The following is a 19,608-nucleotide window of genomic DNA, read 5'->3' as shown; positions in this document are numbered from 1 at the left end:
GGGGATTTTGGTGCGTTTCGACGATCTCATGCAGACAGTGCTGGCGGCGCAGGACCGTAGCGGGCTGGGCGCGGTGACGTTGTGGCGCCAATGTGTCGACCTCCTTGCCCAGCGCGATAGGTCGGATCGGCCCGCCATGGCCGCGTCGGCGCGTGGCGCGCTGCTCGACCGGCTGTCCGCGCTACGGCCGCAACTGACTGAAACGCAACGAATCGCGACGGTCGTGGAATTGGGCGGTCGCCTGCGCTCGCCCAGCCTGGTCGCCTTCTTCGCCAATGATCGGCCCTCGATCGCCGCTGCCGCCACGGCGCGAGCACAGTTGCTGGAAACGGCCTGGATCGACCTGCTGCCGCATCTGACGCCCACGGCGCGCGGCGTGCTGCGCGGTCGGCGCGATATCGGTCCGGCAACGCGGCAGGCGCTCGAAGCCTTCGGCGCGCATGATCTGGTCCTGTCCACCGCGCGTCAGGACATGATCGGCGACAGCGACATGATCCTGACGCCGGAGATGCTGGCGAAACCTGATCCCTCGCCCGTCGAGCCAAGGGCATCCGCGAAGGTGACGCCGCTTCGCCCGCAACCGGGCGACGAAGGTCAGATCCGCAACCTGGTCGATCGGATTGCGCGCTTCACAAGCGCGCGCAAGCCGCCCGAAGCCGCCAATGGCGACGCTTTTCCCGACAGAGAGGCCGCGCCCCGCGACTTCACGTTCGAAACCGATGCAGAGGGCATCATCCTGTGGATCGATCAGGGACCGCGCGCGGCGTTGATCGGGCTGATGCTGGGCGATGTCGCGCTCGAAGGCGGCAGCGGACCCGACGCCCATGTCGCCGGCGCTTTCGCGCGCCGCAGCGGCTTCCAGAATGGGCGCTATACTATCGTCGGCGGGGCCATGGCGGGCGAGTGGCGTCTGTCCGCAACGCCCTTTTTCGACACCCGCTCAGGCCGTTTCCAGGGCTATCGCGGACAGGCGCGCCGTCCTTTCCTGCATGAAGTCGCCAGCGAACCCAAGCCCGCAGCCATGGCCATTGCCGGACTGTCGGCCGACTCGTTGCGGCAATTGGTCCATGAATTGCGCACGCCCCTGAACGCCATATTGGGCTTTGCCGAGATCATCGAACAGGAATTGTTCGGCGCGGCCGGCATCCAATATCGCGACATGGCGGGCAAGATCGCGGTTGATGCGCGCCACCTGCTCGCGGCGTTCGACGATCTGGATCTGGCGGCCAAGGTGTCGCGCGGCGACGGCGCGACCATGCCCCAGCTTATCGACCCGGCGCTGTTGGTGACGCAGATCTCGACGCGCTTTGCCGATCAGGGCGCCGTCGGCATCGACATCGCCATCGCACCAGGCCTGCCGCAGGTGCGGATCGATCCGGTGCAGGGCGAACGGATGGTGCAGCATCTGCTGCGCACCGCCATTTCGGTCGCGCCGGTCGCCGAACCGGTGACTGGCGCCTGCTGGTTTCAGCCGGACGGCGCGGCCGGGCGGGTTGTCTTCGCGATCGACCGCCCCTCCACCCTGGTCGGCATGGACGAGGCGCAACTGCTAGATCCGGGCTATGACGCCAGCGGCGATTGGGTCGATGGTCCGTTGCTGGGCCTGGGCTTTTCGCTGCGGCTGATCCGCGGCCTGGCCGCCACGTGCGGCGGCGGACTGACGATTGAGCCGGGACGGCTGCTGCTGACCATCCCCGCGGTCGCGGTCGCCAGCGGTCTGGCCGATCACGCCTGAAGGGCTAGGCATGAGGCCAAGTCTGAAGGGGGCAGGGAAACCCTATCGCAACCATTGAGCGATAGAAATGCGACATGACTGCTCAACTTCATGATGGCAATCTGCTCCGGCCGCCGCTGGCGCAGGACATGATCGCCCTCGATCCCGCCTTCGGCGCCCGTTTCATGCTGTTCGTCGATACCGAGGAAGAGTTTGACTGGGATGCGCCGTTCAGCCGCGCCAGCAATCGCGTCACGGCCCTGCCGGGCATGGCGCGCGGCCAGGCCTATTTCGCCGCCGCTGGGGTCAAGCCTATCTATGTCACCGATTATCCAGTGATCGACAGCGATGCGGCGGCCGCAATGATGGGACAATGGGTTAATGATGGCGCGGCCGATATCGGCGCGCACCTTCACCCCTGGGTCAATCCGCCCCATGTGGAGGATGTGAACGCGGCCAACAGCTATGTCGGCTTCCTCCCCGAAGCGATCGAGCGCGCCAAGCTGGAGGCGCTCTGCCAGCGCATCGAGGAACGGTTCGGCCGTCGCCCCATCGCCTATCGCGCCGGGCGCTATGGCGTTGGCGCCAGCAGCGCACGCTTGCTGGAGGAGGCGGGCTTTCGCCTCGACAGTTCGGTCCGCAGCCGGTTCGACTATAGCCACCAGCATGGCCCCGATTTCCATGGCCTGCCACAACATCCTTATTGGGCGGGACCGACCCGGTCGCTGATCGAATTGCCGCTGTCCACGGCCTTTGCCGGGCTGCTGCGCGGCGGCGGCGAGCGCCTGTATCGCGCGGCGCAGGCGATGGGGCCGCTGGCGGGAGCCCTGTCGCGCGCCCGGATGCTCAGCCGCATCCCGCTGACGCCTGAAGGTGTGCCGCTGCATGAGGCGATATCGGCGATCGACGCGCTGATCGATGAAGGCGTGCGCGTGCTGAATTTCAGCTTCCATTCGCCCACGCTGGAGCCTGGACATACGCCTTATGTCCGTACTGAAGGCGATCGGACGACCTTTTACCGCTGGTGGGACGGCGTGCTGACCCATCTGGAGCGCCGCGGCGTTACCGCCGCCAGCCTGGATCAATTCATTGCCGCAGTCCCTATGCGCGGACGGGCTTGCCAAGCGGCGTGATGCTGCCTATCGGCAGCGCAGGTGGGGCCTGTAGCTCAATTGGTTAGAGCTGTCCGCTCATAACGGATAGGTTGCGGGTTCAAGTCCTGCCGGGCCCACCATCGTTCCTAAGCTCTTGAAAGGCTTGGAAAACGTTGAAAGATAAGGACTTTTTACAGGCGTCTGTTACATCTGTAACAGTTATGGAAACGCCCATGTCCTATCTCGCTAAGCGTGGCTCCGTTTATTATTTTCGGCGTATTGTACCCGATCATTTGCGTCCTGCCCTTGGCAAGCGTGAAATCATGCTGTCCCTACGGACTAAGGATCGGGAGGAAGCTAAGCGACGTATTCCGGCAGAAATCATTAAATCTGATGCTCTGTTTTCCAGTGCGCGGAAAATGCCTGCGCGGCATCGGGGGGCGGGCCTACAGCTAGTAGCTAAGAGTCCAGCCCAGCTAGAGCGGGAGCGACTCGTCTGGGAAGCTGAGCAGGAACAGAATGATTTGCTAGGCGGCGTGGACAAATTTGAGCCAGTATCTGGCGGTGGCGAGATGGACCATGCCGAGGAAGCTATTGGCCAGTTGGTCGTAGCGGGTTGCGATGGCACGGTTGATTTTGAGGTGCCCGAACATACGCTCGATGCGGTTGCGCTGCTTGTAGAGCGTTCGGTCATGCTCGATCTTCACCCTGCGGTTTGAGCGGCCCGGAATTACGGGCTCTATCTGCCGTTTGGCGAGGTCGGCACGGATTGCGTCGGCATCGTAGCCCTTGTCGGCCAACAGTGCATCAGGTGCGCGTTCTGGCAGGCCGATCAAGGCATCATATGCCTTGCAATCCGCCACTTCACCGCCCGTCAGGATGAAGGCGAGTGGTCGTCCGAGGGCATCAGCCAAGCAGTGAAGCTTACTTGTGAACCCGCCCCGCGAGCGGCCAAGAGCGCGTCGATGAGTCCCCCTTTTCCGCCCGCTGCCGAGACGTGGGCGCGAACGGTGGTGCTGTCGATGCTGTAGTGGCCGCTGTCCGCCATGATCTCGGCCAGCGTCACGGCGACCGCCTCCCAGACCCCGGCCTCGCTCCACCGCCGGAATCGTCGATAGATGGTGTTCCAACTGCCATATTTAGGCGGCACGTCACGCCACGGAGCGCCGCAACGAAGTCGCCAGAGGATGCCATTGATGATGGAGCGGTTCTGTTCGGGCGGCCTGCCTCGACCACGGTTTTCAGGCTCGATGGGCAACAAGGCCTTCAGAACGCGCCATTCTGATTCAGTGAGATCGCCCCTGCTCAAGCCTGCCTCCAAAAAGCAGCCTTGAATCAATCCGCCTGCGCTACGTCAATCGTCTTCGCTGATGGCCGACACCTACAGCGCGGGATCGATAGCAAACCGGACCGGTAGGCGATAAGCTATTTATATGGGAACGCTGAAACTCGAAGATCGCACTGCGGAATACCAGTGGGCAACCGACGTAAACTTCGACGGCATACGTCTGGAGGTGCTCTCAAGCGACGGAACTACACTCTTCGACATCAGCATACTGGATGACGGTCACATCACCGTCAACACCTTCGGCAAGGAAGTTGCCGCAAACCTGATCGAGGCCGCAGTCGAGATCGCCCGTCAGCCGCGATAAGCTCACGCCCGCCAATTTGTCCACGCCGCCTAGGGCAAGCGCTCTTGGATCAAGATTGCGAGATTGAAGCATTAGAGCCGATCATGGATGCCCTAGCTGCTGGCAAGCCCGTCGATGCGTCGCAGGCTGATGTTGCAAGAGCCGTACAGTTGTTGGTCGCTCATCGCCGGGAAATGGCTGAAATCAATCATCAGCAGGTTGTTAGTCGCCTTCATGCGCAGATGGCTAACGCTGGACGTGGATCAAAGAAGGAGAGTCAGGCCGTTGACTGCGGCGGCGACAAGGTGGTTGCGGACGGTAGAGGGGTCTATCTCGACAAAGACATAGTCGAGCTATGGGCGGCTGAGCGTTCTCCCGCAGCGAAAACCAAAGACAGCTACAGGCGGGTGGCGGAATGGTTGCATGAGCGAATAGGCCGCAAGTCTGTCGAGCAATTTACGCGAAAAGACATTCTGGCTTTCAAGGATCGCTTGTTGGCAGATGGGCAAACGCCCCAGAATGTAAACGTCAAACTGGGCAATTTGCGGACCTTGCTGCAATGGGCGGTCGAGAACGATTATGCCGAAAGCAATCCGGCAATGGGCATCGTTCTAAAAGCGCCTGCTAATAAGCGCATGACTTATGGCCTTGCCGATCTACAGTCGCTCTTTAGCAGCCCGGTTTTTACCGACGGCGCTAGGCCAAAGCAGGGCCGGGGAGAGGCGGCTTATTGGCTTCCTGTGCTGGCGTTGTTCACCGGCGCGAGGATGGAGGAGTTGGGGCAACTCCGGGTAGGAGACATAAAGGAGGTCAGCTATCCCGATGCTGACAACGAGATGCGGTCATGTTGGGGGCTGCATTTCGTGGCCGATACTGACGACAATGGACAAGTGACCCGGCTTAAAAATGCTGAAAGCGAACGCTTCGTGCCCTTGCATCCAGAGTTGGAACGCCTAGGCTTCCTCAAATATGTGGAGGGCCTAAGCGACAAGAAAGGGCGCGTGTTCCCCGAATTGAGGGCTGGAGCTTATGGCCGTCAAACAGCCAAGTGGGGCGAGTGGTACGGTCGCTATGTGGATAGCGATACCGGCATCACCGACAAGCGGATTACGTTCCATTCGTTCCGGCACACATTCAAGGATTACTGCCGTCTGGCCAGTATAGAGGAGCCGCTTGCAAACCGCTTAATGGGGCACAAAACGCAAGGTGTCGCGGCAAGCTATGGACTGGGGTACGGTTTGCATAATCTGGTGCAGGCAGTCCTGCGTTACAAAGTGCCGGGCCTTGGGATACCTTCTCCCATGCGGACTGGTCGCCATGCGTGATCTGGGGCCGCTGGAGCCCCGTACAAGGGCGATCAAGATTTGCTGCTCGAACCCCCCATCAGGAATTGCTGTCCCGCCCCTGTGGCCTATGCTGGGGCCGTAAAATGGCGGATATATCTCGCGGTCCAACTCTTTCCTTTGCCGTCACGAATTTTTTACAGGTCTGCGTCCTTCAATAGCTCCGAAGGGCGTAATCCGGTGGCGGATGCTATTCGGCATAGGTTCAGTAGGGTAAGATTGCGCTCGCCCCGCTCGATTTTGCCCATGTGGGATCGATCAATGCCAGCAGCGTCAGCCAACGCCTCTTGCGAAAGGCCAGCCGCTTTGCGCTTATTTCGAATTGCAACGCCTAGCCGGATCAGTCGTCCGTCTGTGTCCTGATGTGCTGCAATCCGTACCACAGCAGAGCCATCGAGACTGAGCTAATTTATCTCCACGGTATTTACGACCCATTTTAATTCCTTCATACCTTGCGCGATTGGTATGGAGTTAGGGCAAATGAATTGGCTGATGTTTACCGGAATGATTGTTATTGGGACTGTATTGCTTCGCGGCCCCATCAGACAGATACGGCTGGGTATGCATCTCACAAAAATGACAAGCGTGATGGAGAAAATTGAGCTTAGCCGTTACACTCTGCCAGTGGGCATGGGCGGCGGTGTGGACAGTTTATCCGTGCCTGAACAATATGAAGCGAATAAGATATTTGATAGCGGTGTTTCGTTTTTAAGAAAATTTCCTAAGCATGAAGTTACTAAGGCTCTTATCAAAAATGCTATCGTTGCAGATAAATTGGATAGGCCAATTCGCTATGTCGCAATCAATAATTTAATTGGAAACTTGGTAGATGGTGGCGTTGCAATTAGTATTGAAGATTTTATGAATATTAACTAATTATATTATAATTATGTATAATATATGATCCTAGATTTAAATGGGTTGTAACTGGTTTCCCTCGCTCCCCTCGCTCATATAGATACAGAAATAGATTATTTCTGCTCCTGAGCATTGGGGAGGGCATCCAGCTTGCATGATCCTGAGTTTGAATCGGGCGTAACTTGGTACCTCTCGCTTGATGCCTGCATATGCTTGGAAGCATAGCACCCTCCGCCTTTCGGCTAACCATCACTGGCTGCGGCATCACACAGTTATCCGTACTGTCAGACGTGCTTCAGCATTGCGGCCAAGGCATTGTTGGTACATCCGTATTTCTGCTTACGCGGAATGCTTCTGTACTCACTAGTGTACCGAATTTTAAAATGCCATATTTCAATGGTTTATTTTGAAATCTTCGATTGGTTGCTCGGAGTTGCGGTTTGCAATGAGATTGGCGTGCAGACTGATCTGAAGCGGCTACATTACTATGGAGTGAGAGCGTGATTAATCGCCTGCTAAACATCGAGCCTCAGCCCGTTGGATCGACGCAATGCTGGTGCCGTATTCCTTAGCCAATGCCCGGATGCTGATGCCTGCCTTGCGCTTGTCGGCAATCTCAGCTTGTTGAGTAGGGGTTAGTGCCATGGGCCTGCCCAGTGCTTTGCCCTCAGCCTTGGCGCGGCTCAATCCTGCCTGCGTCCGCTCTATCAGCAAGTCCCGCTCAAACTCAGCGACGGCGGCGATAACGCCCATGGTCATCTTCCCGGCTGGGCTGGTTAGGTCCGCTCCGCCCAAGGCAAGGCAATGAACCCTGATGCTCTCAGCGGCCAGCTTCTCGACCGTTGCCCGAACATCCATGGCATTGCGGCCCAGCCGATCCAGCTTGGTCACTATAAGGATGTCCCCAGCCTCTAGCCGGTCCAGTAGTTTGGCAAAGCCCTTCCGCTCCATGGCAGGCAGGGAGCCCGAAACCGTCTCTGTGATGATCCGCTTAGGCTCGACCGTGAAGCCCGCGCCCTCAATCTCTCCAACCTGATTGTTGGTAGTCTGGTCCGCCGTACTGACGCGGCAATATGCAAACGTCCTAGCCATGATGCCCTCCGCGCGTATCGAATAGGTGCATCAGTAATAAACCTGTATCATAAGACCGGTCAAGCTAGTTTATGATACAGCCCATCAATGCGTATCATAAACGGTCGATTGCGATACGATGTGGCGGCTGGGCATCGGCTGGGCTGCATCACGTTTGATCCGGGTAGGGCAGGCCGTCCCTCTGCGTTGGCTGGGGCCATGCCCGCGATGGGGGAAATCGGTCACGCGCTTGTCTGAGTTGCCCTCTCGCAAATCTCTAGCAAAATTTGGGTCGAAGGGATTAAGGGTTGTATCGTTTGAGTGTAGAGGGATGGCTTTCTAATGGCATTGGATAGGCGTAAGCTTCAAGTATTCGTTTCAAGTACGTTTACTGATTTGCTTGAAGAGCGGCAGATAGCTGTCTCATCAATACTAAAGGCTGGGCATATTCCCGCTGGTATGGAATTGTTTTCTGCTGGAGATAAAAGTCAGCTTGATGTTATCAAGAAATGGATAGATCAATCTGATGTTTATATGCTTATACTGGGGACAAGGTATGGTTCTTTAGAGCCTGATAGTTCAATTGGCTACACAGAAATGGAGTATGACTATGCGGTGTCTACAGGAAAGCCGTTCTTTGCACTGGTAATGAGTGATGCAGCGATAGATAATAAGCTAAAGGATACGGGGTATCAGTTTGTAGAAAAAGACAATCCAGAAAAGCTTAAGGCGTTTAGAGCTAAAGTCCTTGGGAAAATGTGCTCTATATATACGAATATAAATGATATAAAATCATATGTTTATGAAAGTCTTTTGGATTATCTGGATCGAAATGATTTGGTCGGGTGGGTTAGAGGCGATAAAGTTGCAGAAGCATCCTCACTTCAAGACCGCATAGCTGACCTGACCGCTGAGAATGAGCGGCTAAAATCCGATTTGTTGGAAGTCAGAATGATTGAGGATGATGCTGGTATTCCTGGAAAATCCGCGTCGGATTTCGTGGAAGTGCAGTCAATTCTTGCTAACTGTCCAGTAAATTTCCCAGCAGAGATTTCAAATAATGGTAAAGAATTTTTAACTACCGTATTGAAGCTTTTTAAATTGAATACGTCTATGTTAATATCTGGCGCAACATTATATTCATACTCTAAAGATCGTGCAAAGTTTTTTGAGAAGCATGTATACGGTCCACTCGTTACTCATAGATTAGTTCAGGTTGAGCACCGTTCTAACGGGTCAAGATTTTATACTATGACAGAGAAGGGATTGGATTTCGCTGCTTGGCTTGACAGAAAAAACCTCGCAGCCGAACCGACTTCGGCATCAAAGGATTGAGTTAACTGTAACATTCGGCTATTTCAACTGCTACAGACGACTCGTAAAAGTCTTATATTTCAGTGGGTTTGGCGAGTGGCAATCCTCTCCTGCCGGGTCCACCAAAACTACCATCCAGCACTATTCCATGCTATCAATAATCCCTTGTAAAACAAAGGATTATCTAGCCATGAGCGTTCAGAATAGTTCGTAGCAGTTTGAAACTGTTCACGAATCGAGGGGTAGATTTGGGGGTATCGGAGCTCCGTTTTTGGGGTATTTTTCCGATGGCACTCACACATAATAAGATTGCAAACGCCAAGCCCGCATCGCGGGATTATAAATTGTTTGATTCGAAAGGCTTGTTCCTGATCGTCTCGCCGGCGGGAGGAAAGTCGTGGCGCTTTAAATATCGCTTCGGCGAGCGCGAGCGACTTTTGACCTTGGGTAAGTTTCCCGACCTCGGTTTGGTCGCGGCGCGGGAGGCTCGGACAAAGGCCGCTGAACTTCTTGCGCAGGGCAAAAACCCTGCCATCGAGAAGAAGAAGGTGAAGATGCAGCGCCGGGCGGCATCGGAGGCGACGTTCCGCAAGCTCGGCAACGAATGGCTCGCAGACATGAAACCGACCTGGTCGCTTTCGAATTACACGCGTGTCAAGAATCGGCTGGAACGCGATCTCTTTCCGCAATTTGGAAGCATTCCAATCGGCGACATAGAAAGCGAGGCGATCCTGCGCGCGCTGCGAAGGATCGAGGCAAGAGGATCGATCGAGACCGCCAAGCGGGTGCGCGGCTATGTCCATAGCATCTTCAAACGGGCAAAGGGGGAGAGGCTCGTCGATCTTCCCATCCTCATGGAAATCGATGAGATCAAAAGCGCATTGAAGCCCGCGCGGCGGGGGCGACGTCAGCCCGCGCTGACCGAAATCGCTGATATCATCGAGTTCCAGCGCTGTGTCGATCGATCGACCTCCAATCTTCTCACGAAACTGGCATCCCGGCTTTTGGGCCTGACCTTGGTTCGCGTTGGCGTCCTGAGGGCAGCACCATGGTCGGAGTTTCAGGGAATAGATTGGGACGATCCTGATACACCGCCAGACCAACCGATCTGGCGTATCCCGGCGAGCCGGATGAAGCTTGTCGTCGAGGACAAGGACAATCCTGCCTTCGGGCACGACGTCCCTCTCTGTCATCAGGCCGTCGAAGTGCTCAGAATTATTCGAATGATCACAGGAAGCCTTCCGATGTGGATCGGCGTGCAAAAAGGACCCCGTTAGCGGGGTGATCGGCGTCTAAAAGGGACCCCTCATTTCGATGGTTTAAGCAGCCGGCTGGATTTTCAGGCGGCGAGATCGGGATGTTGGTTTTGGAGACAGTTTTACGGATCCGGCGCGAGTATGCCGGAGGCAAGGCGATCAAGGCGATCGCACGGGATCTGCATGTGTCGCGGAAGGTCATCCGCAAAGCGGTCCGAGCGCCGGAGGGCGCCTTTGATTATCAGCGCAAGGTTCAGCCGCTGCCCAGGATCGGTCCGTTTCAGGAGCGCCTGAACACGCTGCTGGAAGAGAACGAGCTGCGCGGCAGGCGTGACCGGCTGCGGATGACGCGGATCCATGACCTGCTGGTGCGCGAAGGCTTTGAGGGTTCTTACGATGCGGTGCGGCGCTATACGACGCGCTGGAAGATCGAGCGGCGCAAAGATGCCGGCGATGGTGTCACGGCCTTCATCCCGCTGATGTTCAGGCCAGGCGAGGCCTACCAGTTCGACTGGAGCCATGAAGATGTTGAGATCGCCGGGGCACCGATGCGGGTGAAGGTCGCGCATATGCGACTGTGTGCCTCACGCGCGGTCTATGTCCGGGCTTATCCTCGTGAGAGCCAGGAGATGCTGTTCGACGCGCATGCGCGCGGCTTTGCTTTCTTCGGCGGCGTGCCAGGGCGCGGCATCTACGATAATATGAAGACGGCTGTGACGAGCGTGTTCACCGGCAAGGAACGCGTCTTCAACCGGCGGTTCCTGATCATGACCGACCATTATATGGTCGAGCCCACGGCCTGCTCGCCTGCGGCGGGATGGGAGAAGGGTCAGGTCGAGAACCAGGTGCAGACGATCCGGGGTCGCTTCTTCCAGCCCCGGTTGCGGTTCGCCAGTCTCGAAGAGCTCAATGGCTGGCTGGAGGCCGAGTGTCGGCGCTGGGCGGAACGGCAGCCCCATCCCGAACAGGGAGAGCTGACCGTGGCGCAGATGCTGGAGATCGAACGATCTGCGCTGCAGCCGATGCTGGGACCGTTCGACGGCTTCAATGAGAGCGAGCATGCTGTGACCGGCACCTGCCTGATCAGCTTCGACCGCAATCGCTACTCGGTGCTATCGACGGTGGCACGACGCACGGTGCAGGTCCGCGCCTATGCCGATCGCATCGTCGTTCGCTGCGGCGAAGAGGTTGTCGCTGAACATCCTCGCTACTTTGGGCGCAACCGCACGATCTATGACCCCTGGCATTATCTGCCAGTGCTGGCCCGCAAGCCTGGCGCGCTGCGGAACGGTGCCCCCTTCCAGGACTGGGATCTGCCACCGGCGCTTGCCCGCCTGCGCCGCAAGCTGGGTAATGGCGACGATGCCGATCGCCGGTTCGTCCGTGTGTTGTCGGCCGTACTGACCGATGGCCTGGAGCCTGTCGAAGCCGCTGTGCGTGAGGCACTGGCGACGGGCACGGCAAGCGACGACCTGATCCTCAACATCCTGGCACGACGCCGGGAACCGCCGCGTCCTCTGACGATCATCACCTCCGAGGATAGCGCTCTGCGCCATCCCCCGATCGCCGACTGTGCCCGTTACGACCAGCTGAGGACCTTCGATGCAGCGGCATGATATGATCGAGGCCATGCGCGGGCTTGGACTCAAGGGCATGGCGGGCGCGTTCGACGATGCCGTCACCACCGGCCTTCAGCGCCAGCGCACCACCATGGAGATACTGACCGATCTCCTGCGAGCGGAGGCGACGCATCGTCATGCCGCGTCGATCCGATACCGGATGGCCGCTGCCAGGCTGCCAGTCGTAAAGGACATCGATGCCTTCCGGTTCGAGGGTACCCCGATCAACGAGGGGCTTGTGCGTTCATTGCACAGCGGCGCGTTCCTGCCCGCACGGCGCAATATCGTCCTGGTCGGCGGCACAGGCACAGGAAAGACCCATCTGGCCATCGCCATCACCGCCAATGTAGTGCGCTCCGGCGCCCGAGGCCGCTACTTCAACACGGTCGATCTGGTGACCCGCCTCGAAGAGGAGGCCAGGATCGGCAAGAGTGGCGCTCTCGCCGCCCAGCTATCCCGCCTCGATCTGATCGTGCTCGATGAACTGGGCTATCTGCCGTTCGCCCGATCAGGCGGCCAGCTGCTGTTCCACCTGATCAGCAAACTCTATGAGCAGACCAGCGTCATCATCACCACCAACCTCGCCTTTGGCGAGTGGCCCACCGTGTTCGGCGATCCCAAGATGACCACCGCGCTCCTCGACCGCGTCACCCATCATTGCGACATCGTCGAGACCGGCAATGACAGCTGGCGCTTCAAAAACCGCAGCTGATCCCCCCCAGCACCGATCAATTAGAAGATGTTTTGCGCTGCGCGCGCCTCCGGTCGGGCTACGCCCTCCCTACGCCGCGCGCAGCGCAAGGAAGCCCGTCACATCAACGCTCCGCCATCCTGACAGGGGGTCCCTTTTGCGCGCCGATAAGGGGTCCCGTTTGCACGCCGATTGACATTTCCGGACACAAATGACCGCTTATTAAGCGATTCGTCAACATCAATGTTGATGATTTATTTTTTCCGCGCCGCCGTGGGTGGCTGCAGCCCTTCCATGACGAGGCGCAGGGCGCGATCGAATTCGCGATCGCGGTCGTCCTGATCCCATTCCGTGGCACCGGCGGCCAGCATCATGGTGAGGCGGTGAACTTCGGTGATAGCGAAGTCGGATCGAATGAGGCCGGCACGCTGGGCGCGTGCGATCGGAACGGAGCAGACCCCCTCCATGCGAGCGCGCAGCACGGCGATTGCCTGGCGACCTTCGGTGCCATGCTGGATGGCTACGGCGTTGGCCAGCGCTGCGTAATCGGTACGGCTCTCGCACATCTTCCTGACCATCAGGAGAAAGGTGTCGGGCCGGTCGTGATGTTCGTCCGCTATTGCTGCGACATCCTCGATGCGACGTTCCATAACCGCAAGAGCGAGCGCGTATCGATCGGCAAAATTCCGGTAGAGCGTAGTACGGCCGACGGAAGCCTCCGCAGCGATCGCATCAAGCGCCACGGCATATCCGTGCCTTGCGAATATCGTCGCCGCCGCTGCGATAATCCGCTCACGCCGATCTTTGGCATCTCTGCGCACACCCAATTCCATTCGTCTTATCCGGACAATATTGTCCGTAACCGTTCCAGTTGCTTCTAACCAGCCTAATCGAAAGGGGTTTGGCGGTCGAAAATCCCTTCTTGCGTTTGCTGGCACGATGTCTGGATCGGAAGAGAGCCGCGACGGCCTAGCGGTCGCCCGTCTCGAGGGACCGATGTACATTGGTCATAAAAGCCTTGATCCGGAGAAGGCCGAAGAAATCGAGCATCAGTGGCAGAGCTATCTGGAGCATCCTGGCGGCATCTTCTTCACTGATCGCGCCATCCGACCCGCTGAAGAATATCGATGCCTCATGCCGGGCGACCAGCTCCGCGGCTTCGCGATAGAAGCTGATATTTTCCGGAGGGAAGCCCTGCTCCTCGACAAATCCCGCTTCCCGTATCTTTCCCCATATTTCCACAAGTCGCGCATCGGTCAGGCTGAGGCTGCAACCGCTCTCGGTCGGCAAAAGTGTCAGCATACCCATGGCCTCGAACGCACGGGCATCGCGTTCGGCGCGGGGATAGCGCTCGCAAAGGCTTTGCAAAGAGACCGATGTCGGTTGCTCCAGTCCGAAAGAGCGTGACAGCAAAGCCTCCAGGTGACTGTAAGCCGATGCGGGGCCTGGGCGTTCGAGCGCCTCCCCCGACAGGGCGGATCTGATCTCCTTGAGCGTCATGCGCGAAGTCTGTTGCAAATGCCTGATCGTGGCGATGCCGCTGACGTGACCCTCGTCATATTCCGCAGCATTGCGCGCTGGGCGCTGTGGCTCGGGCAGCAGGCCTTCACGGATCATGATCCGTATGACCTCGCGATCAACACCGGTCCGCTCTTCTAGTTCGCGCATTTTCATGTCGACTACCTAAGCGCGTGACCACGTTCGGCGCAAATGTTTCGGATCAACGCCCGCGTTGAAAGTTCTTGCGCGGTATTTTTCGTGCGTGTAAAGAACACGCATGGCCCGGGAACGGCTGGGCATGTTGAGATAAGGAGAGCGATCTTGGCTACGATGCCTGAACATGTCCCTGAAACGATGTCGCGCGCCCGCGCTCCCCGCCCGGACCATATTCCCGAGCAATATGTGCATGAAATCGACATGTATGCACTCGAAGGCATCGAGCAGGGCTATCATGAGGCTTGGAAGAATATCCCCAAGCCCGACATGCCAGATCTCATCTGGACCCCCTTTACCGGTGGTCACTGGATCGCGACCAATGGGGATACCGTCCGCGAGGTCTACAGTGATCCTACCCGCTTCTCGAGCGAGGTCATTTTCCTGCCGAAGGAAGCTGGCGAAAAATATGAGATGGTCCCGACCCGCATGGACCCGCCAGAGCATACGCCTTACCGCAAGGCGCTCGACAAGGGATTGAGCCTTGCCCAGATTCGCAAGGTGGAATCGAAAGTGCGCGAGGTCGCGGTCGATCTCATCGACAGTTTCGTCAGCCGGGGCGAATGCGACTTTTCGGCCGAATATGCCAATGTCTTCCCTGTCAGGGTCTTCATGGCGCTTGCAGATCTCCCCGAAAGCGACGTGCCCACGCTCAGCCGCTTCGCCAAGATGATGACGCGCCCGGAGGGCAACACGCCCGAGGAAATGGCCAAGCATCTTGAGGAAGGCAATAAGGGCTTCTTCGCCTATGTCGAACCGATCATCCAGGCCCGTCGAGGCAAGGAGGGCGAAGATCTGATCACCGTCATGGTGAATGCCGAGATCAACGGCGAGCGGATCACGCATGACAAGGCGCTCGGTCTCATTTCCCTGCTTTTGCTGGGTGGTCTCGATACGGTCGTGAACTTCCTCAGCTTCATGATGATCCACCTTGCGAAGAACCCGCAGGTCGTCGACGAATTGCGCGCTGATCCCCTGAAGCTGATGCGCAGCGCGGAAGAGATGTTTCGGCGTTTTCCGGTTGTTTCCGAGGCGCGCATGGTCGCGAAGGACCAGGATTTCCGAGGCATCGAACTCAAGCGGGGCGACATGATCTTGCTGCCGACCGCATTGCATGGCCTGGACGACCAGTTGAACGACGATCCCTGGCGCATCAATCTCGAACGTCGCGGCATCTCGCACAGCACCTTCGGCGGTGGTCCTCATCGCTGCGCCGGCCTCCACCTTGCGCGCATGGAAGTGATCGTCACCATCGAGGAATGGCTCAAGCGCATTCCCACCTTCGCCATGAAGCCAGGAGCGCAGCCTATCTATCATTCCGGCATTGTTGCAGCTGTCGACAATGTCCCTCTTATCTGGTCGGAGCGCTGAACTTATGCCGAGTATCAATGTCATGACGCGAACGGGCGAGTCGCGCATAATCGAAGTGGTTGAAGGCATCAGCGTAATGGAAGCGGTGAGGGACGCCGGGATCGACGAGCTGCTGGCGCTATGTGGCGGATGCTGTTCCTGCGCGACCTGCCATGTCTATGTGGCTGAGGAGTTTGAAGACCGGCTGCCCGCGCTCTCCGATGATGAAAACGACCTGTTGGACAGTTCCGATCACCGGAACGAGCGCTCGCGTCTGGCCTGTCAGCTCGTGGTCAATGCGGGCATGAACGGGATGGCGTTGACGATCGCGCCTGAAGACTGACCTTACCCGATAGGACGACTAAACTGCGGAGCGCGCCCTACCGGTCGCGCTCCGTACGTCGTTCGAGCAGTGTATGTTGGCTTATCGCGTCAGGTCACCGGGCGCTGCATGCGCTTCAGGGGAATGCCGGCGAGCCGGCATTCCCGATGGCGATACAAGTCAAGCCTGCGACTGCACCAGGCGCATGGCCGGCTCAACAAGCGGTCGCTTGGCCACCACCTTCAGACCAAAGCCTTCCAGCGCAGTCATTTTCGTCGGGCTTGAGGTGAGAAGGATCATTTCTCCTACCCCCAGATCAAGCAACATCTGCGCTCCGATACCGTAGTCGCGATAGCCGTGCGTGTCGGAATAGGCTTTGCGGTTGCCCTTGATCCGCTCCGAAATCGATGACGGATTGGGATCGGATACGAACACCGCCACGGCTGGCCCGTCATACTCCGAAAGTGCAGCCAGTGCTGTCGGGACATAGTTGCGATGTGCTTCCCGCCAGCCCAGAATATCCGCCGTCAGATCCAGCTGATGCACGCGCACCAGCGTCGGTTTATCCTTCGTAGGCGAGCCCCGGACGAGCGCGACATGCTCGGCGCCGTCTATCTTGTTGCGATAGACGATCACCTGGAAGTCACCATGCCAACTCTCGAACGGCGCCTCAGCCACGCGCTCTACCAACGTCTCAAGACGTCGACGGTAGGCGATAAGGTCGGATATCGTCCCGACCTTCATCTTGTGTTCGCGAGCGAAGCGCAGAAGATCAGGCAAGCGACTCATCGTGCCGTCGTCATTCATGACCTCGCAAATGACGCCAGCAGGCGTGAGGCCAGCCAGACGCGAGATATCGACGGCTGCCTCGGTATGGCCAGCGCGAACCAGCACGCCGCCGTCGCGGGCGGTAAGCGGGAACACATGTCCGGGCGAGACGATATCATGCGCCTGCTTGGAGGGGTCCACCGCTACGGCAATGGTATGAGCCCGGTCATGCGCCGAGATCCCGGTTGAAACCCCTTCGCGGGCTTCGATCGAGACGGTGAACGCCGTACCATGACCGCTTTCGTTGCGGGTTGCCATCGGCCGCAGATCGAGTTGCTTGGCGCGTTCGTTTGTGATCGCTAGGCAGATCAGGCCACGGGCATGGGTCGCCATGAAGGTGATGATCCGCGGTGTCGCGAACTGCGCGGGAATGATGATGTCGCCTTCGTTTTCGCGATCCGGCGCATCCACGAGAATATAGGGAAGCCCGTTGCGCGCATCCTCGATGATCTCTTCGATCGGCGCAATTTCACCATAGTCAGTCATTGGAAAAAGCCTTTGAAATATGCGGTAACATGCGGTGGAAGTGAGGCGACGGCGACGCCGTCGGTAAAGTCCCGGACGTAGCCGACGATGCTGGTCGCGGTGTCGAAATGGTCCTGGGAATAGCTGTGGCAGGCGTCGCGCATCGCTGGCGCAGCGTTGAGTGGCACTGCCGGCGAAAGATCAACCAGATGCCGCCGGCCTCGGGCGACGAAAACACCTCGCTGCAGCATGATCGCCAGATCGAGGTCGTCCCCGCTGAACTGCTCGCGTGCCCACGACGCAAAGCCTTTCATCATCGGTTTGCCAGCAAGTTTCGGTGGCTCGACTATATGGTGATCCTGAACGTACCAGTTGTGGACGATCGCCCCGTCTCGCTCGACCTTGATCCATACCGGCGCACCAGCTTCGTCGGGTATCTCGATGAGAACCTCGCGCTTGAGCGGCGTCTGGCTGGTGGCGTTCCTGAACGCCCAATATGCCAGATCCATCAGATGCGTGCAGTTGAGAACAGGTGGCAAACGCTCGCGGAACGCCAGCATGTCACCAGCGACAGGCAGGCCTTTCAACTTGCCGAGCGGACGGTCGGCCGAACCACAGCTGGTTGCCGGTCCACGCGCCACTCGCGCCTCGATATCAGTTACATGCCCATTGGCATGATGCATGACCAGCCACATCGAATGATGGGTATCGTCGAGCGTAACGAGGATTTTTCCGGGCACGCGGAATGTTCGAACCAGCCGCCGAAAGCAGCCGGTCCCATATTCCGGGTTCACAGGGAAATGGCTTAGACTCACTTATTCCTCTCCAGATTTCATCTTATATGAAAACCGGATGTCGTCAACGCCGACGTTGACGTTGATGACGCCGCTTGCCTCCCACGTGTGTTGAGTGCAAGTTCGGGGACATGAATGATAAAAGCAGCAACATTTCTAAACGCCGGCGGACGGCTCGTGCAAAAGACAGCGCCGATTACGTCGCCAAGCGGGCGGAGGTGCTGGGCGCGGCCGCCACTTTGTTCAAGCAGCAGGGCTTCCATTCCACGCGGCTCGTGGATGTCGCCCGAGAAGCTGGTCTCGATCGGGCTACCATCTATTATTACGCCGGTAGCAAGGAGGAACTGCTGCAGGATATCGTTGGGGGTGTCCTAGACACGGCCATCGCTGCCGCGGAGGAATTGCGTGCGAATGACGCACTCACCGGCATGCAGCGGCTGCATCAGATCTTCGTGATCCTAATGACGAGCTATGAAGAAAATTATCCGGCGACTTTCGTCTATATCCAGGAGCAGATGCATCAGGTCGGCGTGCAGGAAACCGAATGGGCGCAGTTGATCATGAAGCGCACGCGTTTGTTCGACCGGATGCTGATCGATTTCATTAAGGAGGGTATCGAGGATGGCGATCTGCGATCGGACATACCGCCCCGTCTCCATGAGAATGCCCTGTTCGGAATGCTGAACTGGACGCATCGCTGGTTCGTACCGGGCGGCAGCCTGACAGGACGACAGGTCGCCGAAACATTCTGGTCGATCTATACCGGCGGAGCGCTTACCGACGCGGGCCGTGCTAAGGCGCTTCCATCGCCGCCGGTCCTCAGCGCCGTCACCGGCTGAGGTTGTCCAGCACGCCAACCCCGGACTGCCGTCCGAATATTTCCAGCATATGCTGCGTGTCGGAATATTCCCGCACGCTGCATATCCGGTCCCCGTCGAGATCGAACCTGAAATGATAGGCATTGGCATAGACGCGACCGTCGCACAGCCGTGCATGCGAGGTGGCTTCCGCTGACACCTGTCGGCCCTCGCTGATCATGCTCGACGGCGTGATCGTTAACGCCCCGTCGAGATAGAGCGGTTTTACTTGGCGCAGCAAACTGCCGAGCGTGGCCTTGTCGATCGTCCCGGACATACCATCCAGGTTCCCCAAGACCCACCATGTCGCGTCTTCGGTCAGATATTCGAGGATCGCCTCTACATCGCCCGATGAAAAGCTATCCAGAAACGCGGCAACGATAGCCTTGGGCTCGCTCACGAAGCCGGCTCTTTGAGCCGATCCCTGAGCGCCCGCTTGTCGACCTTCGTGGCGGACATCGGCCAGTCGGATGCAGCAAGAAATATGATCGCGCGCGGTACCTTGTAGCTTGCGATCCGGCCCCGGCAGTGCGCGATGAGGCCTTCTTCGTCGATGTCATGTCCCGGATGAATTTCGACGAACGCAACCGGAACTTCATCGAGGCGGAACATCGCGAAGGCTTCCCCCAAAGTCGCCGATCGCGGTGCGTACGCCGGACAGGATGTAGATTGGTTTCATGGCTTCCTC

The 19,608-nt window shown here is 58.1% G+C and carries 21 protein-coding genes, 1 tRNA gene and 1 pseudogene; 14 read left to right on the top strand and 9 right to left on the bottom strand.

What is annotated here, in order from left to right:
- The first annotated feature begins 28 nt into the window (after nt 1–28).
- From sphantq_RS00900 to sphantq_RS24350, 4 genes and pseudogenes are all read left to right on the top strand, one after another.
- Nucleotides 29–1,735 carry a sensor histidine kinase gene (locus sphantq_RS00900; protein WP_272800271.1) on the top strand — a complete coding sequence of 569 codons (1,707 nt, stop codon included), beginning with the start codon at nt 29–31 and terminating at the stop codon, nt 1,733–1,735.
- Between the two features lie 74 nt (nt 1,736–1,809).
- The gene (locus sphantq_RS00895) at nt 1,810–2,847 is read left to right on the top strand and encodes a polysaccharide deacetylase family protein (RefSeq protein ID WP_272799348.1); all 1,038 of its coding nucleotides are present in this window, start codon (nt 1,810–1,812) and stop codon (nt 2,845–2,847) included.
- A gap of 24 nt (nt 2,848–2,871) precedes the next feature.
- Nucleotides 2,872–2,948, top strand: a tRNA-Ile gene (locus sphantq_RS00890).
- Nucleotides 2,949–3,029: 81 nt separating this feature from the next.
- A pseudogene (locus sphantq_RS24350) lies at nt 3,030–3,164 on the top strand (DUF6538 domain-containing protein); the annotation flags it as partial.
- Between the two features lie 171 nt (nt 3,165–3,335).
- On the opposite strand, the gene sphantq_RS00885 reads toward sphantq_RS24350, so the two are convergent.
- A protein-coding gene (locus tag sphantq_RS00885; protein WP_272799347.1) for an IS5 family transposase occupies nt 3,336–4,117 on the bottom strand; the annotation gives its coding sequence in 2 pieces (ribosomal slippage) (nt 3,336–3,793 and nt 3,793–4,117; 783 coding nt in all).
- Between the two features lie 124 nt (nt 4,118–4,241).
- On the opposite strand from sphantq_RS00885, the gene sphantq_RS00880 reads away from it, so the two are divergent.
- Together sphantq_RS00880 and sphantq_RS00875 are read left to right on the top strand one after the other, a co-directional pair.
- Nucleotides 4,242–4,460: a hypothetical protein gene (locus sphantq_RS00880; protein ID WP_272799346.1), complete on the top strand. Its 219-nt coding sequence runs from the start codon at nt 4,242–4,244 to the stop codon at nt 4,458–4,460.
- Nucleotides 4,461–4,504: 44 nt separating this feature from the next.
- Nucleotides 4,505–5,764, top strand: a complete 1,260-nt coding sequence (locus tag sphantq_RS00875) for a site-specific integrase (RefSeq protein ID WP_272799345.1) — start codon at nt 4,505–4,507, stop codon at nt 5,762–5,764.
- A gap of 155 nt (nt 5,765–5,919) precedes the next feature.
- Here sphantq_RS00875 and sphantq_RS00870 read toward each other — a convergent pair whose 3' ends face one another.
- A complete protein-coding gene (locus tag sphantq_RS00870) occupies nt 5,920–6,165 on the bottom strand; it encodes a helix-turn-helix domain-containing protein (protein WP_272799344.1) in 246 nt (81 codons plus the stop codon).
- A gap of 97 nt (nt 6,166–6,262) precedes the next feature.
- On the opposite strand from sphantq_RS00870, the gene sphantq_RS00865 reads away from it, so the two are divergent.
- Nucleotides 6,263–6,658: a hypothetical protein gene (locus tag sphantq_RS00865; RefSeq protein WP_272799343.1), complete on the top strand. Its 396-nt coding sequence runs from the start codon at nt 6,263–6,265 to the stop codon at nt 6,656–6,658.
- 486 nt (nt 6,659–7,144) lie between these two features.
- On the opposite strand, the gene sphantq_RS00860 is transcribed toward sphantq_RS00865, so the two are convergent.
- On the bottom strand, nt 7,145–7,732 hold the full coding sequence (locus sphantq_RS00860; protein ID WP_272799341.1) for a recombinase family protein: 588 nt from the start codon (nt 7,730–7,732) through the stop codon (nt 7,145–7,147).
- Between the two features lie 321 nt (nt 7,733–8,053).
- Here sphantq_RS00860 and sphantq_RS00855 point away from each other — a divergent pair, with 321 nt between their 5' ends.
- The 4 genes from sphantq_RS00855 (at nt 8,054) to istB (ending at nt 12,612) form a co-directional block, all read left to right on the top strand.
- Nucleotides 8,054–9,046 carry a DUF4062 domain-containing protein gene (locus sphantq_RS00855; protein WP_272799340.1) on the top strand — a complete coding sequence of 331 codons (993 nt, stop codon included), beginning with the start codon at nt 8,054–8,056 and terminating at the stop codon, nt 9,044–9,046.
- Nucleotides 9,047–9,312: 266 nt separating this feature from the next.
- Nucleotides 9,313–10,302, top strand: a complete 990-nt coding sequence (locus sphantq_RS00850) for a tyrosine-type recombinase/integrase (protein ID WP_272799339.1) — start codon at nt 9,313–9,315, stop codon at nt 10,300–10,302.
- A gap of 80 nt (nt 10,303–10,382) precedes the next feature.
- The gene (istA, locus tag sphantq_RS00845; RefSeq protein ID WP_125999130.1) at nt 10,383–11,897 is read left to right on the top strand and encodes an IS21 family transposase; all 1,515 of its coding nucleotides are present in this window, start codon (nt 10,383–10,385) and stop codon (nt 11,895–11,897) included.
- Nucleotides 11,884–12,612 (top strand): IS21-like element helper ATPase IstB, encoded by a 729-nt coding sequence (gene istB, locus sphantq_RS00840; protein ID WP_272798407.1) that lies wholly within the window; start codon nt 11,884–11,886, stop codon nt 12,610–12,612. The genes istA and istB overlap by 14 nt, the downstream gene beginning before the upstream one ends.
- Nucleotides 12,613–12,845: 233 nt before the next feature.
- Here istB and sphantq_RS00835 read toward each other — a convergent pair whose 3' ends face one another.
- Nucleotides 12,846–13,424 carry a TetR/AcrR family transcriptional regulator gene (locus tag sphantq_RS00835; protein WP_272799338.1) on the bottom strand — a complete coding sequence of 193 codons (579 nt, stop codon included), beginning with the start codon at nt 13,422–13,424 and terminating at the stop codon, nt 12,846–12,848.
- A gap of 136 nt (nt 13,425–13,560) precedes the next feature.
- Nucleotides 13,561–14,265, bottom strand: a complete 705-nt coding sequence (locus sphantq_RS00830; protein ID WP_272799337.1) for a MerR family transcriptional regulator — start codon at nt 14,263–14,265, stop codon at nt 13,561–13,563.
- Between the two features lie 156 nt (nt 14,266–14,421).
- On the opposite strand from sphantq_RS00830, the gene sphantq_RS00825 reads away from it, so the two are divergent.
- On the top strand, nt 14,422–15,675 hold the full coding sequence (locus sphantq_RS00825) for a cytochrome P450 (RefSeq protein ID WP_272800270.1): 1,254 nt from the start codon (nt 14,422–14,424) through the stop codon (nt 15,673–15,675).
- Nucleotides 15,676–15,679: 4 nt separating this feature from the next.
- Nucleotides 15,680–15,997 carry a 2Fe-2S iron-sulfur cluster-binding protein gene (locus sphantq_RS00820; RefSeq protein ID WP_009821815.1) on the top strand — a complete coding sequence of 106 codons (318 nt, stop codon included), beginning with the start codon at nt 15,680–15,682 and terminating at the stop codon, nt 15,995–15,997.
- A gap of 159 nt (nt 15,998–16,156) precedes the next feature.
- Here sphantq_RS00820 and ribB read toward each other — a convergent pair whose 3' ends face one another.
- On the bottom strand, nt 16,157–17,290 hold the full coding sequence (ribB, locus tag sphantq_RS00815; protein WP_009821814.1) for a 3,4-dihydroxy-2-butanone-4-phosphate synthase: 1,134 nt from the start codon (nt 17,288–17,290) through the stop codon (nt 16,157–16,159).
- Nucleotides 17,287–18,063 carry a DUF2889 domain-containing protein gene (locus sphantq_RS00810; RefSeq protein ID WP_272799336.1) on the bottom strand — a complete coding sequence of 259 codons (777 nt, stop codon included), beginning with the start codon at nt 18,061–18,063 and terminating at the stop codon, nt 17,287–17,289. The genes ribB and sphantq_RS00810 overlap by 4 nt, the downstream gene beginning before the upstream one ends.
- 131 nt (nt 18,064–18,194) lie before the next feature.
- Between sphantq_RS00810 and sphantq_RS00805 the strand changes: the two genes are divergently transcribed.
- Nucleotides 18,195–18,902 carry a TetR/AcrR family transcriptional regulator gene (locus sphantq_RS00805; protein WP_066602698.1) on the top strand — a complete coding sequence of 236 codons (708 nt, stop codon included), beginning with the start codon at nt 18,195–18,197 and terminating at the stop codon, nt 18,900–18,902.
- On the opposite strand, the gene sphantq_RS00800 is transcribed toward sphantq_RS00805, so the two are convergent.
- Both sphantq_RS00800 and sphantq_RS00795 read right to left on the bottom strand, forming a co-directional pair.
- Nucleotides 18,892–19,320 (bottom strand): nuclear transport factor 2 family protein, encoded by a 429-nt coding sequence (locus sphantq_RS00800; RefSeq protein WP_272799335.1) that lies wholly within the window; start codon nt 19,318–19,320, stop codon nt 18,892–18,894. The genes sphantq_RS00805 and sphantq_RS00800 overlap by 11 nt on opposite strands.
- Complete coding sequence (locus sphantq_RS00795; protein ID WP_272799334.1) at nt 19,317–19,532, bottom strand: AMP-binding enzyme; 216 nt, start codon at nt 19,530–19,532, stop codon at nt 19,317–19,319. The genes sphantq_RS00800 and sphantq_RS00795 overlap by 4 nt, the downstream gene beginning before the upstream one ends.
- Between the last annotated feature and the right edge of the window lie 76 nt (nt 19,533–19,608).

The sequence above is a fragment of the Sphingobium sp. AntQ-1 genome, assembly GCF_028538045.1.
GTDB lineage: Bacteria > Pseudomonadota > Alphaproteobacteria > Sphingomonadales > Sphingomonadaceae > Sphingobium > Sphingobium cupriresistens.
The sequence above is the reverse complement of the archived record's forward strand: the minus strand, read 5'-3'. Positions and strand labels throughout refer to the sequence as shown.